General features: G+C 73.3%; 23 protein-coding genes, 2 tRNA genes and 1 other RNA gene. 12 read left to right on the plus strand and 14 right to left on the minus strand.

Annotated elements, in window-relative coordinates:
* Positions 1-6 precede the first annotated feature (6 nt).
* Positions 7-97: signal recognition particle sRNA small type (ffs, locus tag QCD66_RS34525), an RNA gene on the minus strand.
* 84 nt (positions 98-181) lie between these two features.
* Between ffs and QCD66_RS34530 the strand changes: the two genes are divergently transcribed.
* The 3 genes from QCD66_RS34530 (at position 182) to QCD66_RS34540 (ending at position 2,984) form a co-directional block, all read left to right on the plus strand.
* A tRNA-Ser gene (locus tag QCD66_RS34530) sits at positions 182-266 on the plus strand.
* A 349-nt stretch (positions 267-615) separates the two neighbouring features.
* The gene (locus QCD66_RS34535; RefSeq protein ID WP_364216596.1) at positions 616-1,974 is read left to right on the plus strand and encodes a VWA domain-containing protein; all 1,359 of its coding nucleotides are present in this window, start codon (positions 616-618) and stop codon (positions 1,972-1,974) included.
* A 47-nt stretch (positions 1,975-2,021) separates the two neighbouring features.
* The gene (locus QCD66_RS34540; protein WP_375736888.1) at positions 2,022-2,984 is read left to right on the plus strand and encodes an SDR family NAD(P)-dependent oxidoreductase; all 963 of its coding nucleotides are present in this window, start codon (positions 2,022-2,024) and stop codon (positions 2,982-2,984) included.
* A gap of 114 nt (positions 2,985-3,098) precedes the next feature.
* Here QCD66_RS34540 and QCD66_RS34545 read toward each other — a convergent pair whose 3' ends face one another.
* From QCD66_RS34545 to QCD66_RS34555, 3 genes are all read right to left on the minus strand, one after another.
* A complete protein-coding gene (locus QCD66_RS34545; protein WP_375736889.1) occupies positions 3,099-3,749 on the minus strand; it encodes an alpha-ketoglutarate-dependent dioxygenase AlkB in 651 nt (216 codons plus the stop codon).
* A complete protein-coding gene (locus tag QCD66_RS34550) occupies positions 3,749-4,180 on the minus strand; it encodes a protein-tyrosine phosphatase family protein (RefSeq protein WP_375736890.1) in 432 nt (143 codons plus the stop codon). Before QCD66_RS34550 ends, QCD66_RS34545 begins: the two co-directional genes overlap by 1 nt.
* 170 nt (positions 4,181-4,350) lie before the next feature.
* Positions 4,351-4,437 (minus strand) — tRNA-Ser (locus tag QCD66_RS34555).
* A gap of 75 nt (positions 4,438-4,512) precedes the next feature.
* On the opposite strand from QCD66_RS34555, the gene deoD reads away from it, so the two are divergent.
* On the plus strand, positions 4,513-5,220 hold the full coding sequence (gene deoD / locus QCD66_RS34560; RefSeq protein WP_375736891.1) for a purine-nucleoside phosphorylase: 708 nt from the start codon (positions 4,513-4,515) through the stop codon (positions 5,218-5,220).
* 136 nt (positions 5,221-5,356) lie between these two features.
* Here the strand turns inward: deoD and QCD66_RS34565 are convergent, their stop codons facing one another.
* The 4 genes from QCD66_RS34565 to QCD66_RS34580 are packed head-to-tail and all read right to left on the minus strand — an operon-like array spanning position 5,357 to position 8,872.
* Entirely contained in the window at positions 5,357-6,559 is a 1,203-nt protein-coding gene (locus tag QCD66_RS34565) for an ABC transporter permease (RefSeq protein ID WP_375736892.1), read from the minus strand.
* Complete coding sequence (locus tag QCD66_RS34570; RefSeq protein ID WP_375736893.1) at positions 6,556-7,269, minus strand: ABC transporter ATP-binding protein; 714 nt, start codon at positions 7,267-7,269, stop codon at positions 6,556-6,558. The genes QCD66_RS34565 and QCD66_RS34570 overlap by 4 nt, the downstream gene beginning before the upstream one ends.
* Positions 7,266-8,360, minus strand: a complete 1,095-nt coding sequence (locus QCD66_RS34575) for an efflux RND transporter periplasmic adaptor subunit (protein WP_407566934.1) — start codon at positions 8,358-8,360, stop codon at positions 7,266-7,268. The genes QCD66_RS34570 and QCD66_RS34575 overlap by 4 nt, the downstream gene beginning before the upstream one ends.
* Positions 8,318-8,872, minus strand: a complete 555-nt coding sequence (locus QCD66_RS34580; RefSeq protein WP_375734580.1) for a hypothetical protein — start codon at positions 8,870-8,872, stop codon at positions 8,318-8,320. Before QCD66_RS34580 ends, QCD66_RS34575 begins: the two co-directional genes overlap by 43 nt.
* A 186-nt stretch (positions 8,873-9,058) precedes the next feature.
* Between QCD66_RS34580 and QCD66_RS34585 the strand changes: the two genes are divergently transcribed.
* The 3 genes from QCD66_RS34585 (at position 9,059) to QCD66_RS34595 (ending at position 11,969) form a co-directional block, all read left to right on the plus strand.
* On the plus strand, positions 9,059-9,715 hold the full coding sequence (locus QCD66_RS34585; RefSeq protein ID WP_357538706.1) for a response regulator transcription factor: 657 nt from the start codon (positions 9,059-9,061) through the stop codon (positions 9,713-9,715).
* Complete coding sequence (locus QCD66_RS34590; RefSeq protein WP_375734579.1) at positions 9,712-10,857, plus strand: sensor histidine kinase; 1,146 nt, start codon at positions 9,712-9,714, stop codon at positions 10,855-10,857. Before QCD66_RS34585 ends, QCD66_RS34590 begins: the two co-directional genes overlap by 4 nt.
* A gap of 194 nt (positions 10,858-11,051) precedes the next feature.
* Positions 11,052-11,969 carry a type IV toxin-antitoxin system AbiEi family antitoxin gene (locus QCD66_RS34595; RefSeq protein ID WP_375734578.1) on the plus strand — a complete coding sequence of 306 codons (918 nt, stop codon included), beginning with the start codon at positions 11,052-11,054 and terminating at the stop codon, positions 11,967-11,969.
* Between the two features lie 86 nt (positions 11,970-12,055).
* Here the strand turns inward: QCD66_RS34595 and QCD66_RS34600 are convergent, their stop codons facing one another.
* The 4 genes from QCD66_RS34600 to QCD66_RS34615 form a co-directional block, all read right to left on the minus strand.
* Entirely contained in the window at positions 12,056-12,580 is a 525-nt protein-coding gene (locus tag QCD66_RS34600) for a nucleoside deaminase (RefSeq protein WP_375734583.1), read from the minus strand.
* A 62-nt stretch (positions 12,581-12,642) separates the two neighbouring features.
* A complete protein-coding gene (locus tag QCD66_RS34605) occupies positions 12,643-13,170 on the minus strand; it encodes a tRNA adenosine deaminase-associated protein (protein WP_375734577.1) in 528 nt (175 codons plus the stop codon).
* Positions 13,171-13,319: 149 nt separating this feature from the next.
* Positions 13,320-13,487 (minus strand): hypothetical protein, encoded by a 168-nt coding sequence (locus tag QCD66_RS34610; RefSeq protein WP_357538710.1) that lies wholly within the window; start codon positions 13,485-13,487, stop codon positions 13,320-13,322.
* 114 nt (positions 13,488-13,601) lie between these two features.
* The gene (locus QCD66_RS34615) at positions 13,602-14,450 is read right to left on the minus strand and encodes a hypothetical protein (protein WP_375734576.1); all 849 of its coding nucleotides are present in this window, start codon (positions 14,448-14,450) and stop codon (positions 13,602-13,604) included.
* 111 nt (positions 14,451-14,561) lie between these two features.
* On the opposite strand from QCD66_RS34615, the gene QCD66_RS34620 reads away from it, so the two are divergent.
* Positions 14,562-15,329: a M23 family metallopeptidase gene (locus QCD66_RS34620; RefSeq protein ID WP_375734575.1), complete on the plus strand. Its 768-nt coding sequence runs from the start codon at positions 14,562-14,564 to the stop codon at positions 15,327-15,329.
* Between the two features lie 8 nt (positions 15,330-15,337).
* On the opposite strand, the gene QCD66_RS34625 is transcribed toward QCD66_RS34620, so the two are convergent.
* Positions 15,338-16,543: a hypothetical protein gene (locus tag QCD66_RS34625; RefSeq protein WP_375734574.1), complete on the minus strand. Its 1,206-nt coding sequence runs from the start codon at positions 16,541-16,543 to the stop codon at positions 15,338-15,340.
* 37 nt (positions 16,544-16,580) lie between these two features.
* Between QCD66_RS34625 and QCD66_RS34630 the strand changes: the two genes are divergently transcribed.
* From QCD66_RS34630 to QCD66_RS34645, 4 genes are all read left to right on the plus strand, one after another.
* Positions 16,581-17,657: a prephenate dehydrogenase gene (locus tag QCD66_RS34630; protein ID WP_407567269.1), complete on the plus strand. Its 1,077-nt coding sequence runs from the start codon at positions 16,581-16,583 to the stop codon at positions 17,655-17,657.
* Between the two features lie 135 nt (positions 17,658-17,792).
* Entirely contained in the window at positions 17,793-18,866 is a 1,074-nt protein-coding gene (locus QCD66_RS34635) for a PHP domain-containing protein (protein ID WP_375734573.1), read from the plus strand.
* Positions 18,867-18,929: 63 nt separating this feature from the next.
* On the plus strand, positions 18,930-20,600 hold the full coding sequence (locus tag QCD66_RS34640) for a DUF885 domain-containing protein (protein ID WP_364216549.1): 1,671 nt from the start codon (positions 18,930-18,932) through the stop codon (positions 20,598-20,600).
* A gap of 275 nt (positions 20,601-20,875) precedes the next feature.
* Complete coding sequence (locus tag QCD66_RS34645) at positions 20,876-22,093, plus strand: glycosyltransferase (protein ID WP_375734572.1); 1,218 nt, start codon at positions 20,876-20,878, stop codon at positions 22,091-22,093.
* Here QCD66_RS34645 and QCD66_RS34650 read toward each other — a convergent pair.
* Entirely contained in the window at positions 22,071-23,537 is a 1,467-nt protein-coding gene (locus tag QCD66_RS34650) for a protein kinase domain-containing protein (protein WP_375734571.1), read from the minus strand. The two genes, QCD66_RS34645 and QCD66_RS34650, sit on opposite strands and share 23 nt — an antisense overlap.
* Positions 23,538-23,542: the final 5 nt, after the last annotated feature.

The following is a 23,542-nucleotide window of genomic DNA, read 5'->3' on the forward strand; positions in this document are numbered from 1 at the left end:
GAAAAATAAGGCCTCCCGTGCACCCGTCAGAGCTCGCTTATCCTTGCTGCCTTCCGGCCCTGGGGAGGTTCACGAGGTGCACGCCGCACGGGAGGTACCGACGACTCTACCCCGCCCCGTCCGGAACCGCCGGTGGGTGGGCCGTGTGAGGCTGCTGCGACGAGCCTGTATCCTGTCCGACGGAGGATTCGCCTAGAGGCCTAGGGCGCACGCTTGGAAAGCGTGTTGGGTTCACACCCTCACGAGTTCGAATCTCGTATCCTCCGCTCTTCTGAGCAGCGTAAACGACGAAGGGCCGGTCCCGCAGAGGGCCGGCCCTTCGTCGTGGCCCCGGTCCTGGTCTCGATTGGCGCGGGCAGCCGACGCTCCGTCGGGTTGCCGTGACGGCGTCCGCCTCGGGCCGCCATGATCGTCTGCGATTCACGCGTTCCCGGCCCGGCGTGTCGACTGCCTGAGCAGCAGACGATCATGACGGACAGCGAGTGTCGGGCGGGAGTTGACCGTCAGCATCTCCGACCGCTGCCTCCGTTTCACGCCCCGGCGCGCCAGCCCGACCTGCGTGAATCTTGATCAACACGGGTAGGCTCGGACGCACCGTGACGCGGAGGAGGCACCGTGACAGTGCTGTCCAAGGGCGCCAACGTCGCCCTGTCCACGATGTACGTCCGGGCGGTCCTGAGCTGGACGGCGGGACCGGGCGTACCCGACATCGACGTGTCAGCGCTGCTGCTGACCGCGAGCGGCAAGGTGCGCGGCGACGGTGACTTCGTCTTCTACAACCAGCCGCGGCACCCGTCCGGGGCCGTGACCCACGCGGGCAAGCGCGCCGGGTCGGCCGGGGAGGCGTTCGACGGCATCACCGTCGAACTGGCGAGGGTCGAACCGGACATCCAGCGGGTGGTGATCGCCGCGTCCGCCCACGACGGCACCTTCCAGCAGGTACGTGGGCTGCGGCTGACCATCTTCGACGTCGGTTCCGGGGCCGAGGTGGCGCGGTTCGAGGACATGCACGCGTCGACCGAGAAGGCGATCGTCGGCGGGGAGCTCTATCTGCGTAACGGGGCCTGGAAGTTCCGGGCGGTCGGGCAGGGCTGGGATTCCGGGCTGGCCGGCCTCGCGACCAACTTCGGGATCAGCGTCGACAGCGAGCCGCCCACGCCCGCTGCGCCGCCACCGGCGCCTGCCTTCGCGGCACCGGCTGTGTCATCGCCGCCACCGGCAGCGCCGCAGGCGTCCGCGGCACCGCCCGGGCAGCCGGCCGTGCGGTTCACCAAGGGCGAGGACCGGCTGCCGCCGGAAGCCCGGCAGAAGCTCAACCTGCGTAAGCAGCAGGTGGCGGTCAGCCTGACCAAGCACGGCATCGGAAACGTACGGGCCCGGGTGCTCCTGGTCCTCGACGCGTCGGGGTCGATGACATCCCTCTACAAGAACGGCACGATGGCCCGCGCGGTCGAGCGGACCGCGGCCGTCGCCGCCCAGTTGGACGACGACGGAACGATGCAGTCGTGGATGTTCGCGTCCCGCCCCGGGCGGCTTCCCGATCTGGAGATCGGCGACATGCCGAGCTGGATTCCGGCATTCGTCCGGATGAAGGCGCTGCCGAAGCTCGGGTTCGGTAACGAGGAGCAGAAGGTCATCGCGATGGTACGGGATTTCGTACGGCAGAATCCCGAACCGGTTCCCACCCTCGTCCTGTTCTATTCCGACGGCGGTGTCTACCAGAACGCCGCGATCGAGAAGCAGTTCCGGGCCGCCGCCGACGAACCGATCTTCTGGCAGTTCATCGGGCTCGGCAACGCCAACTACGGAATTCTCGAACGGTTCGACCAGATGCAGGGCCGGCGGGTGGACAACGTCGGGTTCTTCGCGGTCGACGACATCGACCGGACCGGCGATCCGGAACTCTACGACCGTCTGCTCAGCGAGTTCCCGGCCTGGCTGCGCGCCGCCAGCGCGGAGGGCATCCTGCGCTGAGAAAAGGTACTTGTCTTCCAGTGCGCTCGAAGTCGTAGCGTCGGGGCATGACCACAGCGCAGCACAAGATCGGATCGAGTTTCGGTGCGCGGAGCACCGCTGACGACGTACTCGATGGGGTTGATCTTTCGGGGAAACTGGCGGTGGTGACCGGCGGGTATTCGGGGTTGGGGTTGGAAACGACACGGGCCCTGGCGAAAGCCGGGGCCCGGGTCGTCGTGCCGGCCCGGCGGCCGGACGCCGCCCACGAGGCGCTCGCCGGAATCGCGGGGGTCGAGGTCGACGAACTCGACCTCGGTGACCTCGAAAGCATGAAGGGTTTCGCCGAGCGTTTTCTCGCCGCCGGCCGGCGAATCGACATTTTGATCAACAACGCGGGCATCATGGCCTGTCCGGAGACGCGGGTCGGGCCGGGCTGGGAGGCGCAGTTCGCGACCAACCATCTCGGTCATTTCGCGCTGACCAACCGGCTGTGGCCGGCGCTCGTGGACGGCGGCGCCCGGGTCGTCTCGGTTTCGTCGACCGGCCACCACAACTCCGCGATCCGCTGGGACGACCCGCAGTTCGAGCGCGGTTACGACAAGTGGGAGGCGTACGGGCAGGCCAAGACCGCGAACATCCTGTTCGCCGTGCAGCTCGACGCCCTCGGCCGGGACCTCGGGGTACGGGCGTTCGCGCTGCACCCGGGCGGCATCCTCACCCCGTTGCAGCGGCACCTGACGACCGAGGAAATGGTCGGCTACGGCTGGATCGACGCGGACGGCAACCCGCTGAACCCGAGCTTCAAGACGCCGGAACAGGGCGCGGCGACCCAGGTCTGGGCGGCGACGTCGGCCCAGCTCGACGGGATGGGCGGCCTCTACTGCGAGGACTGCGAGATCGCCGAGCCGTCGCCCGAGGGCGTCCGCGAAGGGGTACGCGACTACGCGATCGACCCGGCGCAGGCGGCTCGGCTCTGGACCCTGTCGGCGGAGTTGACCGGGGTGGACGCGTTCGCGCCGGCCCGGTGACCGCGATGGTTGTCCACAGGCCGGCCAGCCTGTGGACAACCACCCACGCTCGTACACATGTGCTATCCACACCCTGTGGATAACTCTGTGGAGAACGCACTGAACAGCGCAGACTCAGGAAAGTCCGGTCTCCCGTAGCGTGATGTTGATCCGACCGAAGTCCAGGCCGACCCCGGCCGGAGCGGTTCCCGGATAGGTCCGCACCACCCCGTGATAGGCGAACCGTGCCGGCCCGCCGAAGACGAACAGGTCACCCGAGGCCAGCTCCAGGTCGGTCCACGGGCGGTTCCGGCCCTGCGTGTTGCCGAACCGGAAGAGGCACGAGTCGCCGACGCTCAGCGACACCACCGGCGCGTCCGTACGCTCGTCACGGTCCTGGTGCATGCCCATCTTCGCGGCGTCGTCATAGAAGTTGACCAGTGCGGTGTCCGGCCGGTAGCCCCGGTCCGGCACCTGGCGGACCTCCACGAGCGCGGCCCGCCCCAGGTCGGCCAGCCAGTCCGGCAGCTCGGCCACCCGCCCCCCGCCGGCGTCGTCGGCGGTACGGCTGTAGCGGTACGGCTGCCAGTGCCAGCCCAGACACACCGTACGCACCGACATCCGGCCGCCGCCCGGCAGCTTGGCCGCCCGCGCCGGCACCGGACCGTCCGCCCACGCCCGGCACGCCTCGACCAGCCGGCGCTGAGTCGCCGGGTCGAGCCAGCGCGGCACGTGCACCGCACCCGGGGCGATCTCCCGGCGACCGGCGTGCGGAAGGTCGAACATCAGGCGACGAAGCGCCGTACGTAACGCTTCTGCCACGGCGTCTCGACGGCGTGCGGGGAGTAGTGCGCGCGTACGAAGGTGACCGCCTCGTCGGCCGGCACCCCGTCGATGATCGCCAGGCAGGCCAGCGCGGTCCCGGTCCGGCCCCGGCCACCGGAGCAGGCCAACTCGACCCGGTCGGTCGCCGACCGCTCCCACGCCTCGCGGAACCTCGCCCGGGCCTCGTCCCGGTCGCGCGGCAGCCGGAAGTCCGGCCAGTGCAACCAACGAGCCTCCCAGTCGACCGGCGGCGGCGGCTTGCCGAGCAGGTAGACGGCGAAGGTCGGGGACTGCCCGGTGGGCAGCGGTTTCAGCAGCCCACGGCCGCGGACCACCCGCCCGGACGGCAGCCGCAACAGTCCGGCGTCACTCGAATCCCACGGCTCGACCACACGCCGACAATAGCGAGCCGGTTTCGGCGGTTCCGCGACCGCCGCGTCGGCTGCCCGGCCATCCGGGTACGCCTTCCCGCCTGGCCGGGACCGCTGAATCACCGGTCAGGGAAAAGCGAAACGCCCGGTCCTCCGCGCTGGAGGTGCCGGGCGTCTAGCCTGTGTACGAGCGGTGGCGGCGGGATTTGAACCCGCGGAGGGCGTAAACCCTCACACGCTTTCGAGGCGTGCTCCTTAGGCCACTCGGACACGCCACCGCCGAGAAGGCTACCTGACGCCCCCGGGACCTGTCGTGGCGGTATCCCCTCCGTCGACCTGGCAGGATCATGGCCATGAGTACGCACATCGGCGCACAGCCGGGCGAGATCGCCGAGCGGGTCCTGATGCCGGGCGACCCGCTGCGGGCGAAGTGGATCGCGGAGACGTACCTCGAGGATGCCAAGTGCTACTCGACGGTGCGGGGGATGTTCGGCTTCACCGGCCGCTGGCAGGGCACCGAGGTTTCGGTGCAGGGCTCCGGCATGGGCATGCCGTCGGCATCCATCTACGCCCACGAGCTGATCAACGAGTACGGCGTGAAGTCGCTGATCCGGGTCGGCTCGTGCGGGGCGATCGTCGACGAGCTGAACCTGCGCGACGTGATCGCCGCCAACGGCTCGGCGACCGACTCGAACATGAACCGGGTACGGTTCGACGGCCTGATCGACTACGCGCCGGTGGCCGACTTCGGTCTGCTGCGTACGTCGGTCGAGGTGGCCGGGCGGCGCGGCGTCGAGATGACGGTCGGGCCGGTGCTGGCGGCGGACGCCTTCTACACCGACCGGCCGGACCTCTACGACCGGCTCGCCGACTACGGGGTGCTGGCGGTGGAGATGGAGTCGGCGGCGCTCTACACGATCGCGGCCCGGTTCCGGGCGAAGGCGCTGACCCTGCTGACGGTGAGCGACCACATCAAGCGGGGCGAGAAGACGACGGCCCAGGAGCGCGAGCAGACCTTCGGCCAGATGGTCGAGATCGCCCTGGACACCATCACCGCCTGACCCGCCGCCCCGCACCCACCCGCCACCCGAGCGCCGCCGGCGCCCCCGCAAGATCCGCGTGATCAGGGACCTGGAACCCCAACGCGCCGACGACACGCGCGACTTAATCCCTGATCACGCGGATCAAGAAAGCTGGTCAAGCGGGAGCTGAGAGGGCTTGGGTCGGGGGGAGGGTGGCGGCGCGGATTGCCGGGTAGAGGCCGGCGAGGGCGCCGATCAGCAGCGGGGCGGTCAGACCGCCGCCCAGCGCCCACGGCGGAATCGCCAGTGGCCAGGACTGCCACCGGGCGTAGGCGGCGGTCACGACCAGACCCAGGAGCACTCCGCCGACCCCGCCGAGGGCGGAGAGCAGCAGCGATTCGGCGAGGAACTGGGTGCGTACCTGCCCGCGGGTCGCGCCGAGCGCGCGGCGGAGCCCGATCTCGGGCCGCCGTTCGAGCACCGAGACGACCATCGTGTTGGCGACCCCGACGCCGCCGACGAGCAGGGCCACCGCGCCGAGCCCGAGCAGCAGTCCGGTGAACGCGGCGTCGGTCGCCTGCCGGGCGGCCAGCGCGTCGGACGGGCGGGAGACGCGTACCTCGTTCGGGGCTTGCGGGTTGGCGGTGGCGGCGAGCACGTCGCGTACCGCCTCGACCTGGCTGTCCGTCGTACGGGTGTAGACGGTCGTCGGGTGGCCGTCGAAGCCGAGGTACGTCCCGGCGGCCGGCCAGCCGACGAGGGCGCTGGTGTCGAGTTCGGGAGCCAGCGGTACGGCGGACAGCACCCCGACGACGGTGAACCAGCGCCCGCCGACGAGCACCTGCCGGTCCGGGCCGGCCGAGCCGATGCCGAGCCGGGCGGCGGCCGTCGTGCCGAGGACCACGGCGGGGTGGTTCGCGGTCGCGGCGTTCAGCCAGGTGCCGCTTCCGATGTGGCCGCCGACGGTGTCGAGCAGGGCGAGGTCGGCGGCGCGGGCGGCGATCCCGCCGGTTTCGGCGGCCGGGATGCGGTCCGACCGGTAGACGGGTGTGTCAGGGAGCTGCCCGGTGGCGGCGACCTGGCGTACCGGCCCGATCCGGCCGATCATCGCGACCGAGTCGACCGGCAGACGGGCCTGCTCGCCCAGGATCGTGTTGCCGGGGGCGACGGTGAGCAGGTTGGTGCCGAGTGCGGCGAGGGTCCGGTCGAGTTCGGCCCGCGACGACGACGAGATGCCGACGACGGCGACCATGGCGGCGATGCCGATGGCGATCCCGAGCGCGGAGAGGAAGACCCGCAGCGGCCGGGCCCGTAGCCCGGCGCCACCGACCCGTACGACGTCGGCTGGCCGTAGCCGGGCCGGCACGAGCCCGCTCACCGGGGCGGCAGCGACGGCCGGGCGACGTCGGAGACGATCCGACCGTCGCGCATGTGGACGCGGCGGGGCAGGCTGGCCGCGATCTCCTGGTCGTGCGTGATGACGACGACGGCCGTACCCGCGGCGTGCAGCCCGCGCAGCAGCGCCATGATCCCGGCGCCGGCGGCCGAGTCGAGGTTGCCGGTCGGTTCGTCGGCGAGCAGCAGCGGCGGTTCGCCGACGACGGCCCGGGCGATCGCGACCCGCTGGCGTTCACCGCCGGAGAGCTGGTGCGGCCGGTGGTCCAGCCGGTGGCCGAGACCGACCCGGCGCAGTGCGGCGGCGGCGCGGGCCCGCCGGTCCCGGCGCCGTACGCCGGCGTAGAGCAGCCCGTCGGCGACGTTGTCGACCGCGGGTACGCCCGCGGCCAGGTGGAACTGCTGGAAGACGAAGCCGATCCGGGTGGCCCGCAGGGCGGAGAGTTTCCGGTCGGCGAGGCGGGCGACGTCGTACCCGTCGATGTGGACGGTGCCGGACGACGGCCGGTCGAGGGTGCCGATCAGGTTCAGCATGGTCGACTTTCCGGAGCCGGAGGGGCCGGTGACGGCGACGAGTTCGCCGGGCTCGATGCGTAGCGAGACGCCGTCGAGGGCGGTGACCCCACCCGGGTACGCCTTCGTCACCGCGTCGAGCCGGACCACCGGGACGCCGCCGGGTACGGGTGTGGTCATCTCGGCATCCCCACCCGCTGGCCCTCGGCGAGACCGGCGCCGGTCACCTCGACCCGGCCGGCCGCGAACAGTCCGGTTTCGACGGCGACGACGCGGGTGGTGGAGCCGTCGACGACTTCGACGCCGTACCCGCCCTCGGCTAGGGCGAGCAGCGCGGCGACCGGGACGGTCAGCACGTCGTCGCGTCGGGAGGCGGTGAACGCGACGGTCACGGTGGCGTGGTCGTGGCCGGCGAGGGCGTCCGGGTCGTCGCCGGTGACGGTCACCTCGACGCGGTTCTCGGTCGGGTTGGTGTCGCTGGCCGGCGTGACGACGGTGCGTACCGCTGTGATCCTGCCGGTGGTGGTCCGGCCGTCGGGCAGGGTGACGGTGACGGCGGCGCCCTCGGCGGCCAGCCGTCCGGTGGCGGCGGGGAGCATGACGGTGACGAGCCGTACGGTGCCGGTGACGGTGAGCACCGGCTGGTTCGGTTGTGTGGCGTCCCCGACGGCAGCCTGGTGGGTTTCGATCCGGGCGTCGCCGCTGGCGTGCACGAGGTGTCCGGGCTCGACCCGGCCGGTCGGCTCGACACCGAGGTCGCGCTGCCAGCGGCGGACCGCGTCCGCGGTCGCCCCGGTGTAGTGGTCGTCGGCGGTGAACCCGGTGTGTCCGAGCGCCCGCAGGTTCCGCTCGAACTGCCGTACGTCGGCACCTTCGACGCCAGGGGCGAGCGTCCGGTAGGCCGGCAACGGGCCGTACAGCAGCACCACCGGTACGTCGTCGACCCGGTAGAGGACCTGCCCGCGCCGGACCGTCGCGCCGACCTCGGCGAGTGCGGTCAGGGTGCCGGTGAGCCGGCCGTTGACGGTCCGGGCGGTGCCGTAACCGAGTTCGCCGTCGGCGTTCTCGGTGTCGACGAGGGTCTGCCGGGTGATGGTCGCGGTGGCCGGCGGCAGGCCGGCCCGGTCCGGCGTACCCGGGTCCGGTGCGCCGCGACCGGCGACGGCGGCGACCCCGCCGGCGACCGCGACCACGACGGCGGCCGCCGCCAGTCCGGCGGCCCGGCGGTTCACCGGCCGCCGCCGAGGATGCCGGGGGCGTGCCGCTGGCATTTCTCGGCGGCGGCCCGGACCTTCGGCTCGTCCAGGCTGATGCCGGGGCCGCCGCGGATCGAGCCGTCCGGGGTCGGGTCGGGAAAGTCGGCGATCCCCTCGGCACGCATGCAGCGGGCGAACTGCCGCAGCCGGTCGAGTTCGGCGGGGTCGGCGTCGGGTATCTCGCCGCCGTCGGGCAGCAGCGTCTCGCACTCCGCCATCGCCGCCTCGACCTTGCCGGGTTCGAGGCCGTCGCCGAAGGACAGCCGGATCGGGCCGCCGTCCGGCTGGGGATCGGGTACGTCGACGCCGTTCTCCCGCATGCAGCGGGCGAACGCGATCTCGCGATCCTCGTCGCTGACGGTGGCGGTCGGGGCCGGGGAATCCGGCGGGCCGCCCGGTGCGCCCGACCCGCCGCGGTCCGCGGTCGCCACCTGTCCGGTGTCGTCGGTGGCACCGCCGCCGCAGCCGGTCAGGGCCAGGGCGAGCACCGCCGTCAGCACGAGCCCGCCGGTGAACCTCCGCCGCATGGTGTCTCCCCGGTTTCCGGCGGCCGGTGCCCGGTCCCGCCGCGTAGGTCTGATGCCAGCGGTTGCCGGCCATCGGCAACATCTGACGGCAAGGGCGGTAGCCAGGGCGTAACCACGGACGTTAACGACGGCGTTATGGCCGGCGCGCGACGGTGGCATGGTGCCGGGCACGGACAGGATGGTCGGATGAGGGTGCTGGTGGTCGAGGACGAGAGCGTGCTCGCGGACGCGATCGCGGAGTGGTTGCGGCGGGAGGCGTTCGCCGTCGACGTCGCGTACGACGGCGGGGCCGCGCTGGACCGGCTCGGCGTGCACGCGTATGACGTGGTGGTGCTCGACCGGGACCTGCCGGTGGTGCACGGCGACGACGTGTGCCGCTCGATCGTCGACTCGGGCGGGCAGAGCCGCGTGCTGATGCTGACCGCGGCGGCGGCCGTCCGGGAACGGGTCGCCGGGCTGGCCCTCGGCGCCGACGACTACCTGCCGAAGCCGTTCGCGATGGTGGAGCTGTCGGCCCGAGTGCACGCCCTGACCAGACGCACCCGGCCGGCGGCCCCGCCCCGGCTCTCCCGGCGCGGGGTGCTGGTCGACCCGGCCCGCCGGGAGGTCTACCGGGACGGTCGGTACGTCGCGTTGAGCCGCAAGGAGTTCGCCGTGCTCGCCGAACTGCTGCGGGCCGACGGTGCGGTGGTGTCGGCCGAGGAACTGCTGGACCGGGCGTGGGACGAGCACATCGACCCGTTCACCAACGTCGTACGGGTCACCGTGATGAAGCTGCGCCGCAAGCTCGGCGACCCGCCGGTGATCGAGACGGTGCCCGGCGTCGGGTACCAGATCCCGTGAACCGGCTGACCATCCGGGCCCGGCTGACCCTGGTCTTCGGCGGATCGTTCTTCGTGGCCGGCGGCGTCCTGCTGGCCGTCAACTACGCGCTGGTCGCCGGCCGGTTGCAGCAGAACCGGCTGTCGTTGTGGATCGGCGGCTCCGGGGATACGTCGGGCCTCGACACGGCGGCGATCGGCGCGATGGTCGGCGACTATCAGCGGGTGGTCCGGGACGGCGCCCTCGACTCGCTGCTCACCCAGGGCGGGCTGGCGCTGGTCGTGGTGTCGGTGGTCGCGGTCGCGATCGGCTGGCTGGTCGCCGGCCGGGCACTCCAGCCGCTCCAGGAGATCACCGGTACCGCCCGCCGGATCGCCGGGGCCGACGGTGCCGGCCGGGGCCTGCACGAGCGGATCGCGCTCGGCGGCCCGAAAGACGAGGTACGCGAACTCGCCGCCACCTTCAACGAGATGCTGGAACGGCTGAATCGCGCCTTCGACGGACAGCGGCGGTTCGTGGCGAACGCGTCGCACGAGCTGCGTACGCCGCTGGCGCTGAACCGGGCGCTGGTCGAACTGGCGATGACCCGGCCCGGGGCACCGGCCGAGGTACGCCAGCTCGGTGAGTCGCTGCTGACCGTCAACGAGCGGCACGAGCGGCTGATCGACGGGCTGCTCACCCTCGCCGACTCGGAGAACGAGGTGACCGACCGTACCCCGGTGGATCTTGCCGAGGTGGCCCGGCACGTGGCCGACCAGGTCGCCGGGCCGGCCGACGTACGCGTCGAACTGGACCTGGCGGCGGCACCCACGGCCGGCGACCCGGTGCTGCTCGAACGGCTGACCCAGAACCTGGTCGAGAACGCCGTACGGCACAACGTGCCGGAGGATGGCTGGCTGTCGGCCGAGACGGCGGTGGTGGACGGCCGGGCCACCCTGACCGTGTCGAACAGTGGCCCGACGGTCCCCGGGTACGAGGTGGAGAGCCTGTTCCAACCGTTCCGCCGCCTGAACCGCGACCGGATCGGCGGTGGGCGCGGCTTCGGCCTGGGCCTGTCGATCGTCCGCGCGATAGCCCGCGCCCACAACGGCTCGGTGGAAGCCACCCCCCGCCCCCAGGGCGGCCTATCCGTAACCGTCTCGCTCCCTTCAAGATCCGCGTGATCAGGGACTAAGTCGGGCGTGTCGTCGGTGCGCCGCAGCTCAAACTCCCTGATCACGCGGATCTTGGCGGCGTGGCGAGGCGGGCCGTAGCAGAACCGGGTCGGTTGTGGGGGCTGTCCACAGGTGGGTGGGTTGTCCACAGGCTGTCCACGGCGGCGGGCGGGCCGACGCCGGATCCGTGATGCTTCGCCGGCATGACGACCGGTCACGAAACCGTGCTGCTGATCGCCGCCCGGCAGGAAGGGCTGATCACGTCGGCCCAATGCCTACGAGCCGGACTAGCCCGATCCGACGTCGCCCGACTGCTCGCCACGAAACGCTGGCGCGGGATTTTCCGCGGCGTCCACCTCACCATGCCCGGCACCGTCTCGGAGCGCCAGCGAATCCGGGCCGGGCTGCTCGCCCTGGGGCCGGCTGCCGTCGCCGTGCTGAACAGCGCCGCCACCGTCCACGGCTGGCCGGTCGTGCCAGCGGATCCGACGGTGCAGGTGTCGGTGCCGGCGGACCGGCGGCGGCTGGACCAGCCCGGGCTCACCACTCGACAACTGGTCGTCGACGCCGCCGACCTGACGACGGTGGCCGGGATGCGGTTGACGACTCCGGCGCGTACCGCCGCCGACCTGCTGCTCCGACTGCCGCGACCGGAGGCGGTGGCGATGCTCGACGCCGCGCTCGGGGCCGGGGCCCTGACGGACCTGGACCTGGAGGTCGCCCGGATGTTGATCTACGGCAATCGTGGGGCGGTGCGCGCCCGCCGCTCGATCGGGGACGCCGACGGTCGGGCACAGTCCCCGCTCGAGTCACGGATCCGGCTCATCTGCGTCGACGGCGGCGTGCCACCGGAGCGGCTCCAGTTCCCGGTGTACGACGAGTTCGGCGTACTGCGGGCGTTGGCGGATCTCGCCTGGCCGAGCCGGGGTGTGTTGGCCGAGGCCGACGGCCGGGCACCCCACAGCACGCCGGAAGCCCTGCTCCACGACCGCAGGCGACAGAATCTCCTGCTGACGCGGGGCTTCGTCGTCCTCCGGTTCACCTGGGCCGACACGAGACGGCCGAGCTACGTCGTACGGACGGTTCGGGAGGCCCTGGAAGCCGGCCCAAGATCCGCGTGATCAGGGACTTTGAGCCGCGGCACGCCGGCGACACGCGCGGCTTAATCCCTGATCACGCGGATCTTGGGGGTCAGCGGGAAGACGGATCAGCGGAAGAAGGTGCGGAGCAGGGTGACGCACTCTGGTTCCAGGACGCCGGCGTAGACCGTGGGGCGGTGGTTGAGGCGGCGGTCGCGGACCACGTCCCAGAGCGAACCGACCGCACCCGTCTTCGGCTCCCAGGCCCCGAAGACCACTGTGGATACCCGGGCCAGTACCAGCGCGCCCGCGCACATCGTGCACGGTTCCAGCGTCACCACCAGGGTGCAGCCGTCGAGTCGCCAGGCGCCGACCCGGGCGGCGGCCCGGCGCAGCGCGAGCACCTCGGCATGCGCGGTCGGGTCGCCGGTGAGTTCCCGTTCGTTGCGGCCGACGGCGAGTTCGGTGCCGTCCGGCCCGTAGACAACGGCACCGACCGGCACGTCGGCGGCCACGTCGCCGGTACGCCCCGCGACCGACCGGGCGGGATCGCCGGCCGCCACCTCACCGGTACGCTCGGCGACCGGCCGGGCGGGATCGTCCATGGGAACGGGGTCCGGGCTGGTTACGGCGACCGCCAGGGCGCGGCGCATCCATGCCTCGTGACGTTCCCGCCGGCCGCCGAGGGACCACGGGGGCGGGCCGCCGGGGTCCGTCACGCTTCGCGTAGCTCCTCGACCTCGTCGCCGCACCCGATCGCCTGGCAAACCTCGGCGGTCACGTCGGCGGGGAGCATGCCCTCGTGGGCGCAGAGCACCAGCAGTCGCGGCGCCGGCACACCCAGGTCGGTCAGCAGGTCGGCGTCGCCCACGGGGTCGGCGTCGGGATCGGTCGCGGGCTGGTCGGAGCCGGTCGTGGACGCGGTGGCGCCGCCGCCGGTCAGCACGTCGTCGAACTCCATCGCCGGCGCCTTGAGGTCGCCGACGAGCAGCGCGCCGAGCCGGGACTCCTCGGCGAAGGCCGAGTCCGAGCCGAATATCCGCAGGTCTTCCCCGGCGTCGAGGCGCAGGATCGCGAGATAGGTGTCGTCGGCCTCGACGAAGAGCAGTGAGATGTCGGCGTCCGGGTCGATGTCGCGCAGCCGTTCCGCGACCTCCTCTATGTCGGATGCGCCGTCGAGGTCCAGTTCCGCGGCGGCCCATCCGGCCGAGCCACGCGTGACGGCAGCAGCGAAGTACGCCACGGTCCCCCCAATTGCCTTGCGGCCAGCGTGCCGCATATACCGCCGACTTGTTCGTTACGCGTGACGGTAACCGGTCGGGTCGGCGGGTGACCGGACAACGCTCCGAGAGAGGGAGCGGAACGGGCCAGAAGTTTGCCGGGAGGCCCCGGTCAGTTGGCGAGCCGGCGACGGGTGGCGATCAGCTCACGCAGTCGATCTCCGCGTACCTGACGGGGAAGCTCGCGCTCGCGTACCGCTTTTGCACCGGCGAGCTCGGCAAGGAGCTGAAGCCGGCGGCGGCTGCGGTCGGGGTCGAGCCGCTGCACAGTCCAGGCCATGTCGCGAGCGTGCCGACTGAGCGCCGACTAGTCAAGGCCGGTAGCGCTGCGCACGCACGTCGATACACAGCGCCCATGATCGCTCACGATCCGAGCATGCTCAGGCGCGCTGAGTCACCATAGCGGCCAGTTGGACATGCCGGCCCAGCGAAGCGCGACGAGGGTGGTCGTGATCCCCCATCCGACCGCCACGGCGACCGCCAGCCCGGCGGCGACTCCCCGGTCGCCGTGCCGGGCCAGCACGGCGGCGACCAGCCAGGCGACCGCACCCGCGATGATCGTCCACCAGCCGAGTCCGCGCAGGTCACCGGCGAGCAACGCGAACATCGCCAGCCAGACGGCACCGGCACCGAGGCCGGCCGCCAGCTGCCCGGGCCGGACCTGGTGGGGCTCGCGGTAGGTCGGCCGGGGCGGCGTCCGCGAGGGGAACAACCCCGACGGCGTACGCCCCACGCCGGGCGTCTGCCACCTGTCGGGCGGCGGCGCGAACCCCGCCGGGACCGGTGACTGCGGTGGTGGGGCGAATCCGGATGCGGCCGGCGGGTGCGGCCGGGCGCCGAACCCGGGCGGGTAGGGCCGGGCACCGAACCCGGCGGGCACGGGCTGGCCGGGTCGCGCGGGGTGTCCGGTCGTCCCGAACCCACCGGGCCGGCCGGGCGGTGCGACCGCGGGGCCGGGTGGGGGTGCGCTGAACCCGGGCGGGCTGAAGCCCGGCGGGACGGGAAACGTGGGCCGGGCCGGCGAGAGCGGCCGTGCTGCCGGCGGGGTGGCGGGCGACACCGGGGAGGTGTCGGCGACCAGCGGGCCGGGCCCGGGGACATCGCCCGGCGCGGGCGCCGGCGCCGCGCTCACCGGCGGCTCCGTTTTCTCGGCGCCACCGGCCGCGCGCTCCGGCTCGGGTGGGACGCTCGCCGCCGGCCGGCCCGCCGTGTCCTCGTCTGGCCGGGACTGCTCCGCCGTCACCGTCGCTCCTTCGCTCGCGGCTACGCCTTCCGCCGCAGCGTACCCGGCTGGCCACACTCCGGCCCGGGGTCACGCGCGGCCGGCGGGGCGCGCCTCTGCCAGGATGGCCGGATGTCTTGGCGACATCGAGCACCGTGGAAGGCGACCAGCGGCGGGCGGCGGACGTACCCGGTGGTGTTCCTGCTCGTGGCCGGGCTCGGCGCGGGTTGCGGGGCGCCGCCGGCCGGACCGGACGCCGACCGGCCGAACTGGCGGGCGAGCGGCGGCGCCACCGGCACCACGCCGCCCACGGCCGGAAGTCCCCCGGCGGCCAGCCCGACCACGGCCAGCCCGACCACTGCCGGCCCGACCGCGCCGCCGGACGGCCGGCGCTACTTCTTCCCGGTCGGCGGAAGCAACGTCGCCTACCACCCGACCCACTCGGCCTACCCGGCGACCGACATCTTCGCCGACTGCGGCACGCCGGTCGTGGCGGTGACCCACGGGGTGGTGCTCGAGGTCAGCCGCTCGGACACGTACGACCGGCGCAAGCCCGACGGGCCACTCAACGGCGGCCTGTTCGTGTCGCTGCTCGGCGACGACGGGGTGCGCTACTACGGCTCGCACCTGGTCGAGGTGGCCACCGGGATCGACGCCGGGGTACGGGTCACCGCCGGCCAGCGGGTCGGCTCGGTCGGCCGAACCGGCAACGCCAACAACGTCTGCCACCTGCACTTCGGTATCTCGCCGCCGTGCGCCGGCACCGGCGACTGGTGGGTACGCCGGGGCGTGGTGTGGCCGGCGCCGTACCTCGACGCGTGGCGGAAGAAGCGGGACTCGGTGCCGGCCGACAAGGTGGCGGGCTGGCAGCGGGAGAGGGGCTGCGCCCGTACGCCCTGAGCCGGCGATCAGCCGAACTGGGCCAGCCGCTGCCGGGCGGTGCCGTTGATCTGGGTAAACGCGCCGCCGGCCACCATCTTGCGCAGCCCGGGGTTGGCGGCCATGGCGCGCACGCCGCTGATCCCGTTGCCGTCCGCCGTCCAGGGCAGCAGGGTGCCGTCGGCCTCGGCCGCGGCGGCGAGCTTGACCCGCCGGTCCGAACCGTCGACGCAGGAGCCCTGGTCGCCGGTCAGCGGGGAGCGGCAGACCTTGTCGAAGTGGCCGCCGAGGTAGACGGTGCCGTCGAGGACGGTGACCGCCTGCGGGTCGCCGTCCTGGGTGAGCGTCCAGCGGGTGTTGCCGGTGGGGTCGTACGCCACGACCCGCCCGCCGGGTCCGCCGTGTGCCGCGTACACCCCGCGCGGGCCGGCCGCGATCGCGTGGGTGACGTAGCTGGCCCGGGGCCGGAAGCCGGTGTCGAGCGCGCCGCTCGCCGGGTCGAGGGCGGCGAGCCGGGCGGTTCCGGCGGCGCCGTTGACGCGGTGGAAGCTGCCGCCGGCGTAGATCCGGCCGCTGGCGGCGACGACGGTCCGGACGGTGGCGTCGGCGCCGGCCGACCAGCCGGCCAGCAGTGCGCCGGTGCCGAGGTCGAAGGCGGCGAGCCGGGCCCGGGGTACGCCGTTCACGGTGGTGAAGGTGCCGCCGGCGTAGAGGCGACCGTTGGCGGCGGCGAGTGCGTACGGCTGCCCGGTGAGGCGGTGCCGGAACGTGCCGTGAAGTGTTCCGGTCGTGGCGTCGAGCCGGCCGAGGCCGTCGCGGTCGGCGCCGGCCAGCCTGGTGAAGTCGCCGCCGACATAGACCGATCCGCCGGCGACGGCGATGGCGCGTACCTGGTCGTCGGCGGGCGGCGCCCAGTCGAGCAGGGCGCCGGTGCGGGCGTCGATGGCGGCGAGGCGGCTGCGGGCGACCGTCTTGCCGCCGGCCGTGGCGGAGGTGAAGTCGCCGCCGACGTAGAGGGTGTTTCCGGCGTACGCGGTGGCCCAGACCGTGCCGTTGAAGGTCGGCAGCCGCTCCGGGGTGCCGCTGACGGCAGCGGGGAACGGGGCGACGGCGGGGAGCGGGGCGGCGGCTACGGCGGGGAGCGGGGCGGCGGCTACGAGCGCGGCGGCGCCGGTCGTCAGCGCCCAGCGCCGGATCCGGTGGACAGGTTCGCGAACTGTGTCCGGAAAAATCACTGAATTACGGTAACTGCGCAGGTCGCCGGCTGCCACGATCCGGCCGGCGGGTCGCCGGGGTCCGGGCCGGCACCGCGCGACCGCCGCCGCGTGTGCGAGAGTCAGCCGCGTGGATGTTGCGGTGATCGGGCTCGGTCTCATCGGCGGTTCGGTGCTGCGGGCGCTCTCGGCCGCCGGCCACCGGGTGCTCGGCTACGACGCCGATCCGGCGACCCGGGCCACCGCCCGCACCGCCGCCGCGAAGGCACCGGCCGCCGCCCGCTGGCAGGTCACCGCGACCGTACGCGACGCGGTGGCACGCGCCGACCTGGCCGTGGTCGCCGTACCGCTGCCGGCCGTGGCCGGCGTCCTCGACCAGCTCGCCGACGCCGGGTTCAGCGGCCTCGTCACCGACGTGACCTCGGTCAAGGGTCCGGTGCACCGGCTCGTCGGGGAGCGCCTGCACCGGCTGCACGACCGGCTCGCCGGCTTCGTCGGCGGCCATCCGATGGCCGGACGCGAGACGTCCGGGTTCGCCGCCGCCGACCCGGAACTGTTCGCCGGCTGCTCGTGGGTGCTCTGCCTGGAGCCCGGGGTCACCGCGCTGTCCGACTGGCTGGAACTCGCCGTGCTGGTGACCGGGCTGGGGGCACGGGTGGTGCCGGCCATCCCGGACGAGCACGACCGGGCGGTGGCGGCGGTGAGCCACGTACCGCATCTGCTCGCCGCGGCGCTCGCCGCGACCGCGGCCACCGACCCGCTCGCCGGCACCCTCGCCGCCGGCTCGTTCCGCGACGGGACGCGGGTCGCCGCGACCCGGCCGGAGCTGGTCGCGGCGATGTGCGGCGGCAACGCCGCGGCGGTCGGGCCGGCGCTTTCCGCCGTACTCGCCGAACTGGCCGGCGCCCGGAGTGCGCTGGACGCCGACGATCCGATCGCGGCCCTGCGGACCTGGCTGACGCCGGGTTGTACGGCCCGTACCGCGTGGCCGCCGGTCCCCGGCAAGCCGCTGGAGCTGCCGGCCCGGGTCGAGACGCTCGTCCGGCTCGGTCGCGCCGGCGGCTGGGTGACCGGTGTCGCCGACGACCGCCGTACGGTGACCGGCGTCCGCCCCGCGCCGGTCGATCCGGACTGACCGGCCGCACCTCGGCAAGATCCGCGTGATCAGGGAGTTTGCACCCCGACCCGCCGGCAACACGCCCGACTTACTCCCTGATCACGCGGATCATGGGGGCGTGGGAACCGGGGAACGGGGGTTACCTTGACGGGTATGGGTGTGCGGGATGCCGTCGGGGATCTGCGCCGGATCGCGTTTCTGCTCGAACGGGCCAACGAGGCCACCTACCGGGTACGGGCGTTCCGGTCGGCCGCCGCGGCGCTCGCCGCCCTGCCCGCCGCCGAACTCGCGAGCCGGGCACTGGCGGGAACGCTGACCGAGCTGTCCGGGGTCGGCGAGGTGACCGCCCGGTGCGTCACCGAGTCACTGCGCGGCGAGGAACCGGTCTACCTGCGCCGGCTGCTGGCGACCGAGGGAGCCGACCTGGACGAGGCGGCCGCGGCGCTGCGGGCGGCGCTGCGCGGCGACTGCCACACCCACTCCGACTGGTCCGACGGCGGCTCGCCGATCGAGGAGATGGCGCTGGCCGCCGCCGAACTCGGGCACGAATACCTGGTGCTCACCGACCACTCGCCGAAGCTGACCGTGGCCCGTGGGCTGACCGCCGCCCGGCTGCGCAAGCAACTCGACCACGTGGCGGCGATCAACGCCGCGCTGCCGGCGGGCTTCCGGATCCTGACCGGCATCGAGGTCGACATCCTCGCCGACGGCTCCCTGGACCAGGACGAGGAACTGCTCGCCCGGCTCGACGTGGTGGTCGGGTCGGTGCACAGCGGACTGCGCGACGACCGGGCCCGGATGACCCGCCGGATGCTGACCGCCATCGCCAACCCGCACCTGGACATCCTCGGCCACTGCACCGGGCGGATGGTCGCCGGCCGGCCGGCCGGGGTGGCCGGGCCCGGCGACCGTGGCCACCGGGCCCGGACCAGACCACCGAGCGACTTCGACGCCGACGCCGTCTTCGCCGCCTGCGCCGAACACGGCAAGGCCGTCGAGATCAACTCCCGGCCGGAGCGGCAGGACCCGCCGAAACGGCTGCTCCGGCTGGCGGTCGAGGCCGGCTGTCTGTTCGCCATCGACACCGACGCGCACGCCCCGGGGCAGCTCGACTGGCAGCGTTTCGGCTGTGAACGGGCGGCGCTGTGCGGCGTACCGGCGGAGCGGGTGGTGAACACCTGGCCGGCCGGCGAACTCGTCGACTGGGCAGCGACGCACGACGCCTGACCAGGCGGGCCATCGACGATAACGGCGGGTGGCCGGGGCCACCGGTCCCGTAGGGTCGCAGGCGTGGGAAGAATTGATGACCTCGCGAACCGGTACGTCGACGAGTGGGCACCACTGCACCCGTGTGAAGCCACCTACGTCGGGTTGAAGGGCCACGACCACCGGCTCGACGACCTGTCCCCCGACGGCTTCGCGGCGCAGGCCGAGCTGACCCGGCGTACGCTCACCGAGCTCGACGTCACCGAGCCGGAGACCGAGTCCGAGCGGGTCGCCAAGGAGGCCATGCAGGAACGCCTCGGCCTGGAACTGGCCCGGTACGACGCCGGCGAGGTGACCAGCGAGATCAACGTGATCAGCAGCGGCCTGCACAACATCCGGCAGGTCTTCGACCTGATGCCGACGCAGGGCGAGGAGGCGGTGGCGAACATCGCCGCCCGGCTGAACCAGTTCCCGACCGCGCTGGAGCAGTACAAGACAACGCTGCGGGCCGCCGCCGACGCCGGGCACGTCGGCGCCCGGGCCCAGATGATCGAGGTCGCCAAGCAGTGCGCCACCTGGACCGACCCGTCCGGTGACAACTTCTTCCACGGGCTGACCGACCGGCTGTCGGCCGACGCCACACTCTCCGCCGAACTGGCCCGGGGCGCCGCCGCGGCCACCGCCGCCACCGCCGAGTTCGGCCGGTTCCTGCGTACGGAGCTGGCGCCGCGGGGGCGCAAGACCCAGGCCGCCGGGCGGGAGCGCTACGAACTCGCCTCGCAGTACTTCCTCGGGGCGAAGGTCGACCTCGACGAGACGTACGCCTGGGGTTTCGAGGAACTGGCCCGGCTGGAGAACGAGATGCGGGCCCTGGCCGCCCGCATCGTCCGGCCCGGCGCGAGCATCGACGAGGCGGTCGACGCCCTCGACGCCGACCCGGCCCGCACGATCGCCGGCAAGGAGGCGTTCCGCGACTGGATGCAGGCGCTGGCCGACAAGGCGGTAGCCGAACTGCACGGCACCCACTTCGACATCCCGGAGCAGGTGCGGCGGATCGAATGCTGCCTCGCGCCGACCAGTGACGGCGGCATCTACTACACCGGCCCGAGCGAGGACTTCTCCCGCCCGGGGCGGATGTGGTGGGCGGTTCCGGCCGGCGTCACCGAGTTCTCCACCTGGCGTGAGGTGACCACCGTCTACCACGAGGGTGTCCCCGGCCACCACCTCCAGGTCGGCCAGACCCAGGTCCGGGCCGAACTGCTCAACCGCTGGCAGCGCCTGCTGTGCTGGTGTTCCGGGCACGGCGAGGGCTGGGCGCTGTATTCCGAGCGGCTGATGGAGGACCTCGGCTATCTCGACGACCCGGGCGACAGGCTGGGCATGCTCGACGCGCAGGCGTTGCGGGCCGCCCGGGTGATCGTCGACATCGGCATGCACCTGGAGCTGGAGATCCCGCGCGACAACCCGTTCGACTTCCACCCGGGGCAGCGGTGGACCCCGGAACTGGGCTGGGAGTTCATGCGTGGCCACTGCCGGGTCGCCGACGAGTTCCTGCGCTTCGAACTCCACCGCTACCTCGGATGGCCGGGCCAGGCGCCGGCGTACAAGGTCGGCGAGCGGATCTGGTTGCAGGCCCGCGACGAGGCCCGTACCCGTAAGGGTGCCGACTTCGACCTGAAGGAGTTCCACCGGCAGGCGCTCGACCTCGGTCCACTCGGCCTTGACCCGCTGCGGAAGGCACTCGCCCGCCTCTAGCCGCGTAACCATCACCGGGTGTCCACCCGTTGTTCTGATAACGGGTGGGCATCCAGCACTTTCCGGCAGGTTTCGGGATTCAGGGTCAGGTCAGGGACCTCCCCCTTGAACCGAGGGACGTCCGGCGGCAGGCTCTCCTGGCAAGTGCAACGGGGCAGCCACACCGGCCGTCCCGCACCTGACTCTGCCGGAAGGCGGCCATGCGCGTACCGACCCGCGGCCCCACGGTCGCGCCCCCGTCCACGCACCCGACCGTCGCACGCTCGACCCTACGGGTGGCACATTTTTCCGACACCTACCTGCCCCGCCGGGACGGAATCATAACCTCCCTGCGCACCCTGACCGGCGCGCTCGGCGGGGCCGGCCACGAGTGCCTGACCGTGGTGCCGGGACATCGGCGGCAGCCGGCACAGCCGGACGTGCTCGCCCTGCCGGCGGTGCCGTGCGGGGTCGCCGACCTGCGGCTGCTGCCGTGGCCGACGCTGCGTCAGGTGCGCCGGATCGAGGCGTGGCAGCCGGACCTGGTGCACGTGCACACCCCGGGATCGGTCGGCCTGCTCGGCGTGCTGACCGCGCGCCGGCTCGGCCTTCCGGTGGTGCACACCTACCACACCGACCTCCAGGCGTACGTCGACGCGTACCGGATCCCGACCGCGGCGATCCGGATGATCGCGACGCTCTACACCCGACGGTTGGGGCTGCCCGCCGTGCCCGTTCCGGCCGGCGGTGACGACGACGACCGGCGGGGACACGTCCAGACGGTCAACGCGCTGCTGATGGGCGACGCCGACGCGGTGGTCGTGCCGACCGCGGCCGCCCTCGACCGGACCGACCTGCCGGTGCCGGCGCACCGCCTCTTCGTGGTGCCGTCGGCCGTGCCGAAGCGGGCGGTCGGCGCGCACCGGGCCGCCGCGTTCCGGGCCACGTACGGCCTCGGCGAAGCCGACCGGATGGTCCTGTTCGTCGGGCGGGTCAACCGCGAGAAGGGCATCGACCTGCTGCTGCCCGCGTTCGCGAAGGTGGTCGCCAGAGAGCCGCGGGCCCGCCTGGTGCTGGTCGGCGCGGTCTACGAGCAGCGGTGGCTGCGCCGGCTGATCGACGCGTCCGGGGTCGGCGACCGGGTGGTGGTGACCGGCCAACTGGCCGCCGACCAGGTCACCGCCGCGTGCGCCACGGCCGAGGTGTTCGCGTTCCCGTCCAGCACCGACACGCAGGGGCTGGTGCTCCAGGAGGCGGCGCTCGCCGGCGTACCCAGTGTCATCGTCGACGCCGACCTGCACCGCGCCGGCGCGCTCGGCGACGCCGCGGTGCTCGCCGATCCCACCCCGGACGGGCTGGCGGCCGCCGTCACCCGGCTGCTGCACGATCCGGCGCTGGCCCGCCGTACGGCCGACCTGGCCCGGACCCGCGCGCTGCGGCACACCCCGCAGCGGTACGGGGCGGCGATGCTCGACGTCTACCGCGACGCGATCACGGCCCACCGCTCCGGGTGATCCCGGCCGCCTCGGTGTCCCCGCCACCGCCGGTCGGCTGCGCGGTCGGCGGCGGCGTGGGGGCGCTGGTCGGTGGCGGAGTCGGCGCGCTGGTCGGCGGCGGCGTCGGTTCCGGGCTCGGTTCCTCCGCCGTGGGCTCGGGCGACGCGGACGGTGAGGCGCTGGCGGTCGGCGCGGGTCCGGTCGAGGTCGGTGCCGATCCGCCGGTGCGGCCGGACGAGGGTTCCGTCTCGCCGGACGGCTCCGCCGTGTCGGACGGGGCGGGGCTGGGTGTTGCCGTCGGGGTCGGTCCCTCGGCCGGTGGCGTGGCCGCGTCCGGGGCGAAGGAGAGCACCCCGACCAGCACGCCACCGGCGAGCAGGACAGCGGCGGCGACTCCGAGCAGGGTCCGCCGGCGGCGGTCGCCGCCGGGCGGGCCGCCCGCCACCGGGACCGGGACCGGCTCCTGGTCGGTGAGGGTGCTCGGTCCGGCCGCCCGCACCGGTACGGCCGCGGCGGCGATCGGCGCGGTGCGTTCGCCGGAGTCCGGGTCGGCGTCGACGGCTGCCATGGCGGCGGTGGCGGCCGGCAGCGTCGCGGTGGCGGTGGGCGCCGGTGCCGCGGTGCCGTCGCCGATCGTCGCCGCCACCTGTTCGGCGGCTTCGGCGAACTCGGCGGCGGTCGGAAACCGGTCGGCAGGGTCCTTCGCGAGTGCCTTCTCGACAAGGGCGGCCACCGGCGCCGGCACGTCGGCGGGCAGCGGCGGCGGGTCCTCGTGCAGGTGGCTGACCGCGACCTGGAGCGGGTTGTCGCCGTCGAACGGCGGACGGCCGGCGAGCAGGTGGTAGGCGACCGCGCCGAGCGCGTAGATGTCGGTGGCGCCGGACACCGGCTTGCTGGTCGCCTGTTCCGGCGCCATGTAGAGGGCGGTGCCGAGTACGGCGTTGGTGCCGGTCATCGCCGTCATGGCGGTCGACCGGGCCACCCCGAAGTCGACCAGGGTCACCGTGCCGTCGCCGTGGACGAGCAGGTTGCCGGGCTTGACGTCCCGGTGGACGATGCCGGCGGCGTGTGCCGCGTCGAGGGCGCGGGCCGCCTGCACGACGACCGACAGCGTCTCGCCGACACCGAGCCGGCCGACCTCGGTGAGTCGTACGGACAGTGACTGGCCGTCGACGTATTCCATGACCAGGTAGGGCGCCCGCCCGCCGGACGGGATCTCGGCCTCGCCGAAGTCGTAGACGGCGACGACGCCCCGGTGCTGGAGGGCGGCCAGCATCCGCGCCTCGGCCCGGAACCGGGCGTCGAAGCCGGGGTCGGACAGCAGCGCGGGCAGCAGCACCTTGACCGCGACGGTGCGGGCCAGGAGGACGTCGGTGGCACGCCAGACGTCGCCCATCCCGCCGGTGGCGAGATGGGCGTCGAGCCGGTAGCGCTGGTCGAGGACCACTCCGGGGGCCAACACGTCTT

It is taken from the genome of Polymorphospora sp. A560, from assembly GCF_045781765.1.
Lineage (GTDB): Bacteria > Actinomycetota > Actinomycetes > Mycobacteriales > Micromonosporaceae > Polymorphospora > Polymorphospora lycopeni.

Excerpts from the sequence above, each read along its gene's own strand:
- QCD66_RS34620 (WP_375734575.1), top strand. The coding sequence starts at position 14,562 with ATGTCTTGGCGACATCGAGCACCGTGGAAGGCGACCAGCGGCGGGCGG.
- QCD66_RS34570 (WP_375736893.1), bottom strand. The coding sequence starts at position 7,269 with ATGACCACACCCGTACCCGGCGGCGTCCCGGTGGTCCGGCTCGACGCG.
- QCD66_RS34545 (WP_375736889.1), bottom strand. The coding sequence starts at position 3,749 with ATGTTCGACCTTCCGCACGCCGGTCGCCGGGAGATCGCCCCGGGTGCG.
- QCD66_RS34610 (WP_357538710.1), bottom strand. The coding sequence starts at position 13,487 with ATGGCCTGGACTGTGCAGCGGCTCGACCCCGACCGCAGCCGCCGCCGG.
- QCD66_RS34540 (WP_375736888.1), top strand. The coding sequence starts at position 2,022 with ATGACCACAGCGCAGCACAAGATCGGATCGAGTTTCGGTGCGCGGAGC.
- QCD66_RS34635 (WP_375734573.1), top strand. The coding sequence starts at position 17,793 with ATGGGTGTGCGGGATGCCGTCGGGGATCTGCGCCGGATCGCGTTTCTG.
- QCD66_RS34585 (WP_357538706.1), top strand. The coding sequence starts at position 9,059 with ATGAGGGTGCTGGTGGTCGAGGACGAGAGCGTGCTCGCGGACGCGATC.
- QCD66_RS34595 (WP_375734578.1), top strand. The coding sequence starts at position 11,052 with ATGACGACCGGTCACGAAACCGTGCTGCTGATCGCCGCCCGGCAGGAA.
- QCD66_RS34600 (WP_375734583.1), bottom strand. The coding sequence starts at position 12,580 with ATGCGCCGCGCCCTGGCGGTCGCCGTAACCAGCCCGGACCCCGTTCCC.
- QCD66_RS34575 (WP_407566934.1), bottom strand. The coding sequence starts at position 8,360 with ATGCCAGCGGCACGCCCCCGGCATCCTCGGCGGCGGCCGGTGAACCGC.
- QCD66_RS34580 (WP_375734580.1), bottom strand. The coding sequence starts at position 8,872 with ATGCGGCGGAGGTTCACCGGCGGGCTCGTGCTGACGGCGGTGCTCGCC.
- deoD (WP_375736891.1), top strand. The coding sequence starts at position 4,513 with ATGAGTACGCACATCGGCGCACAGCCGGGCGAGATCGCCGAGCGGGTC.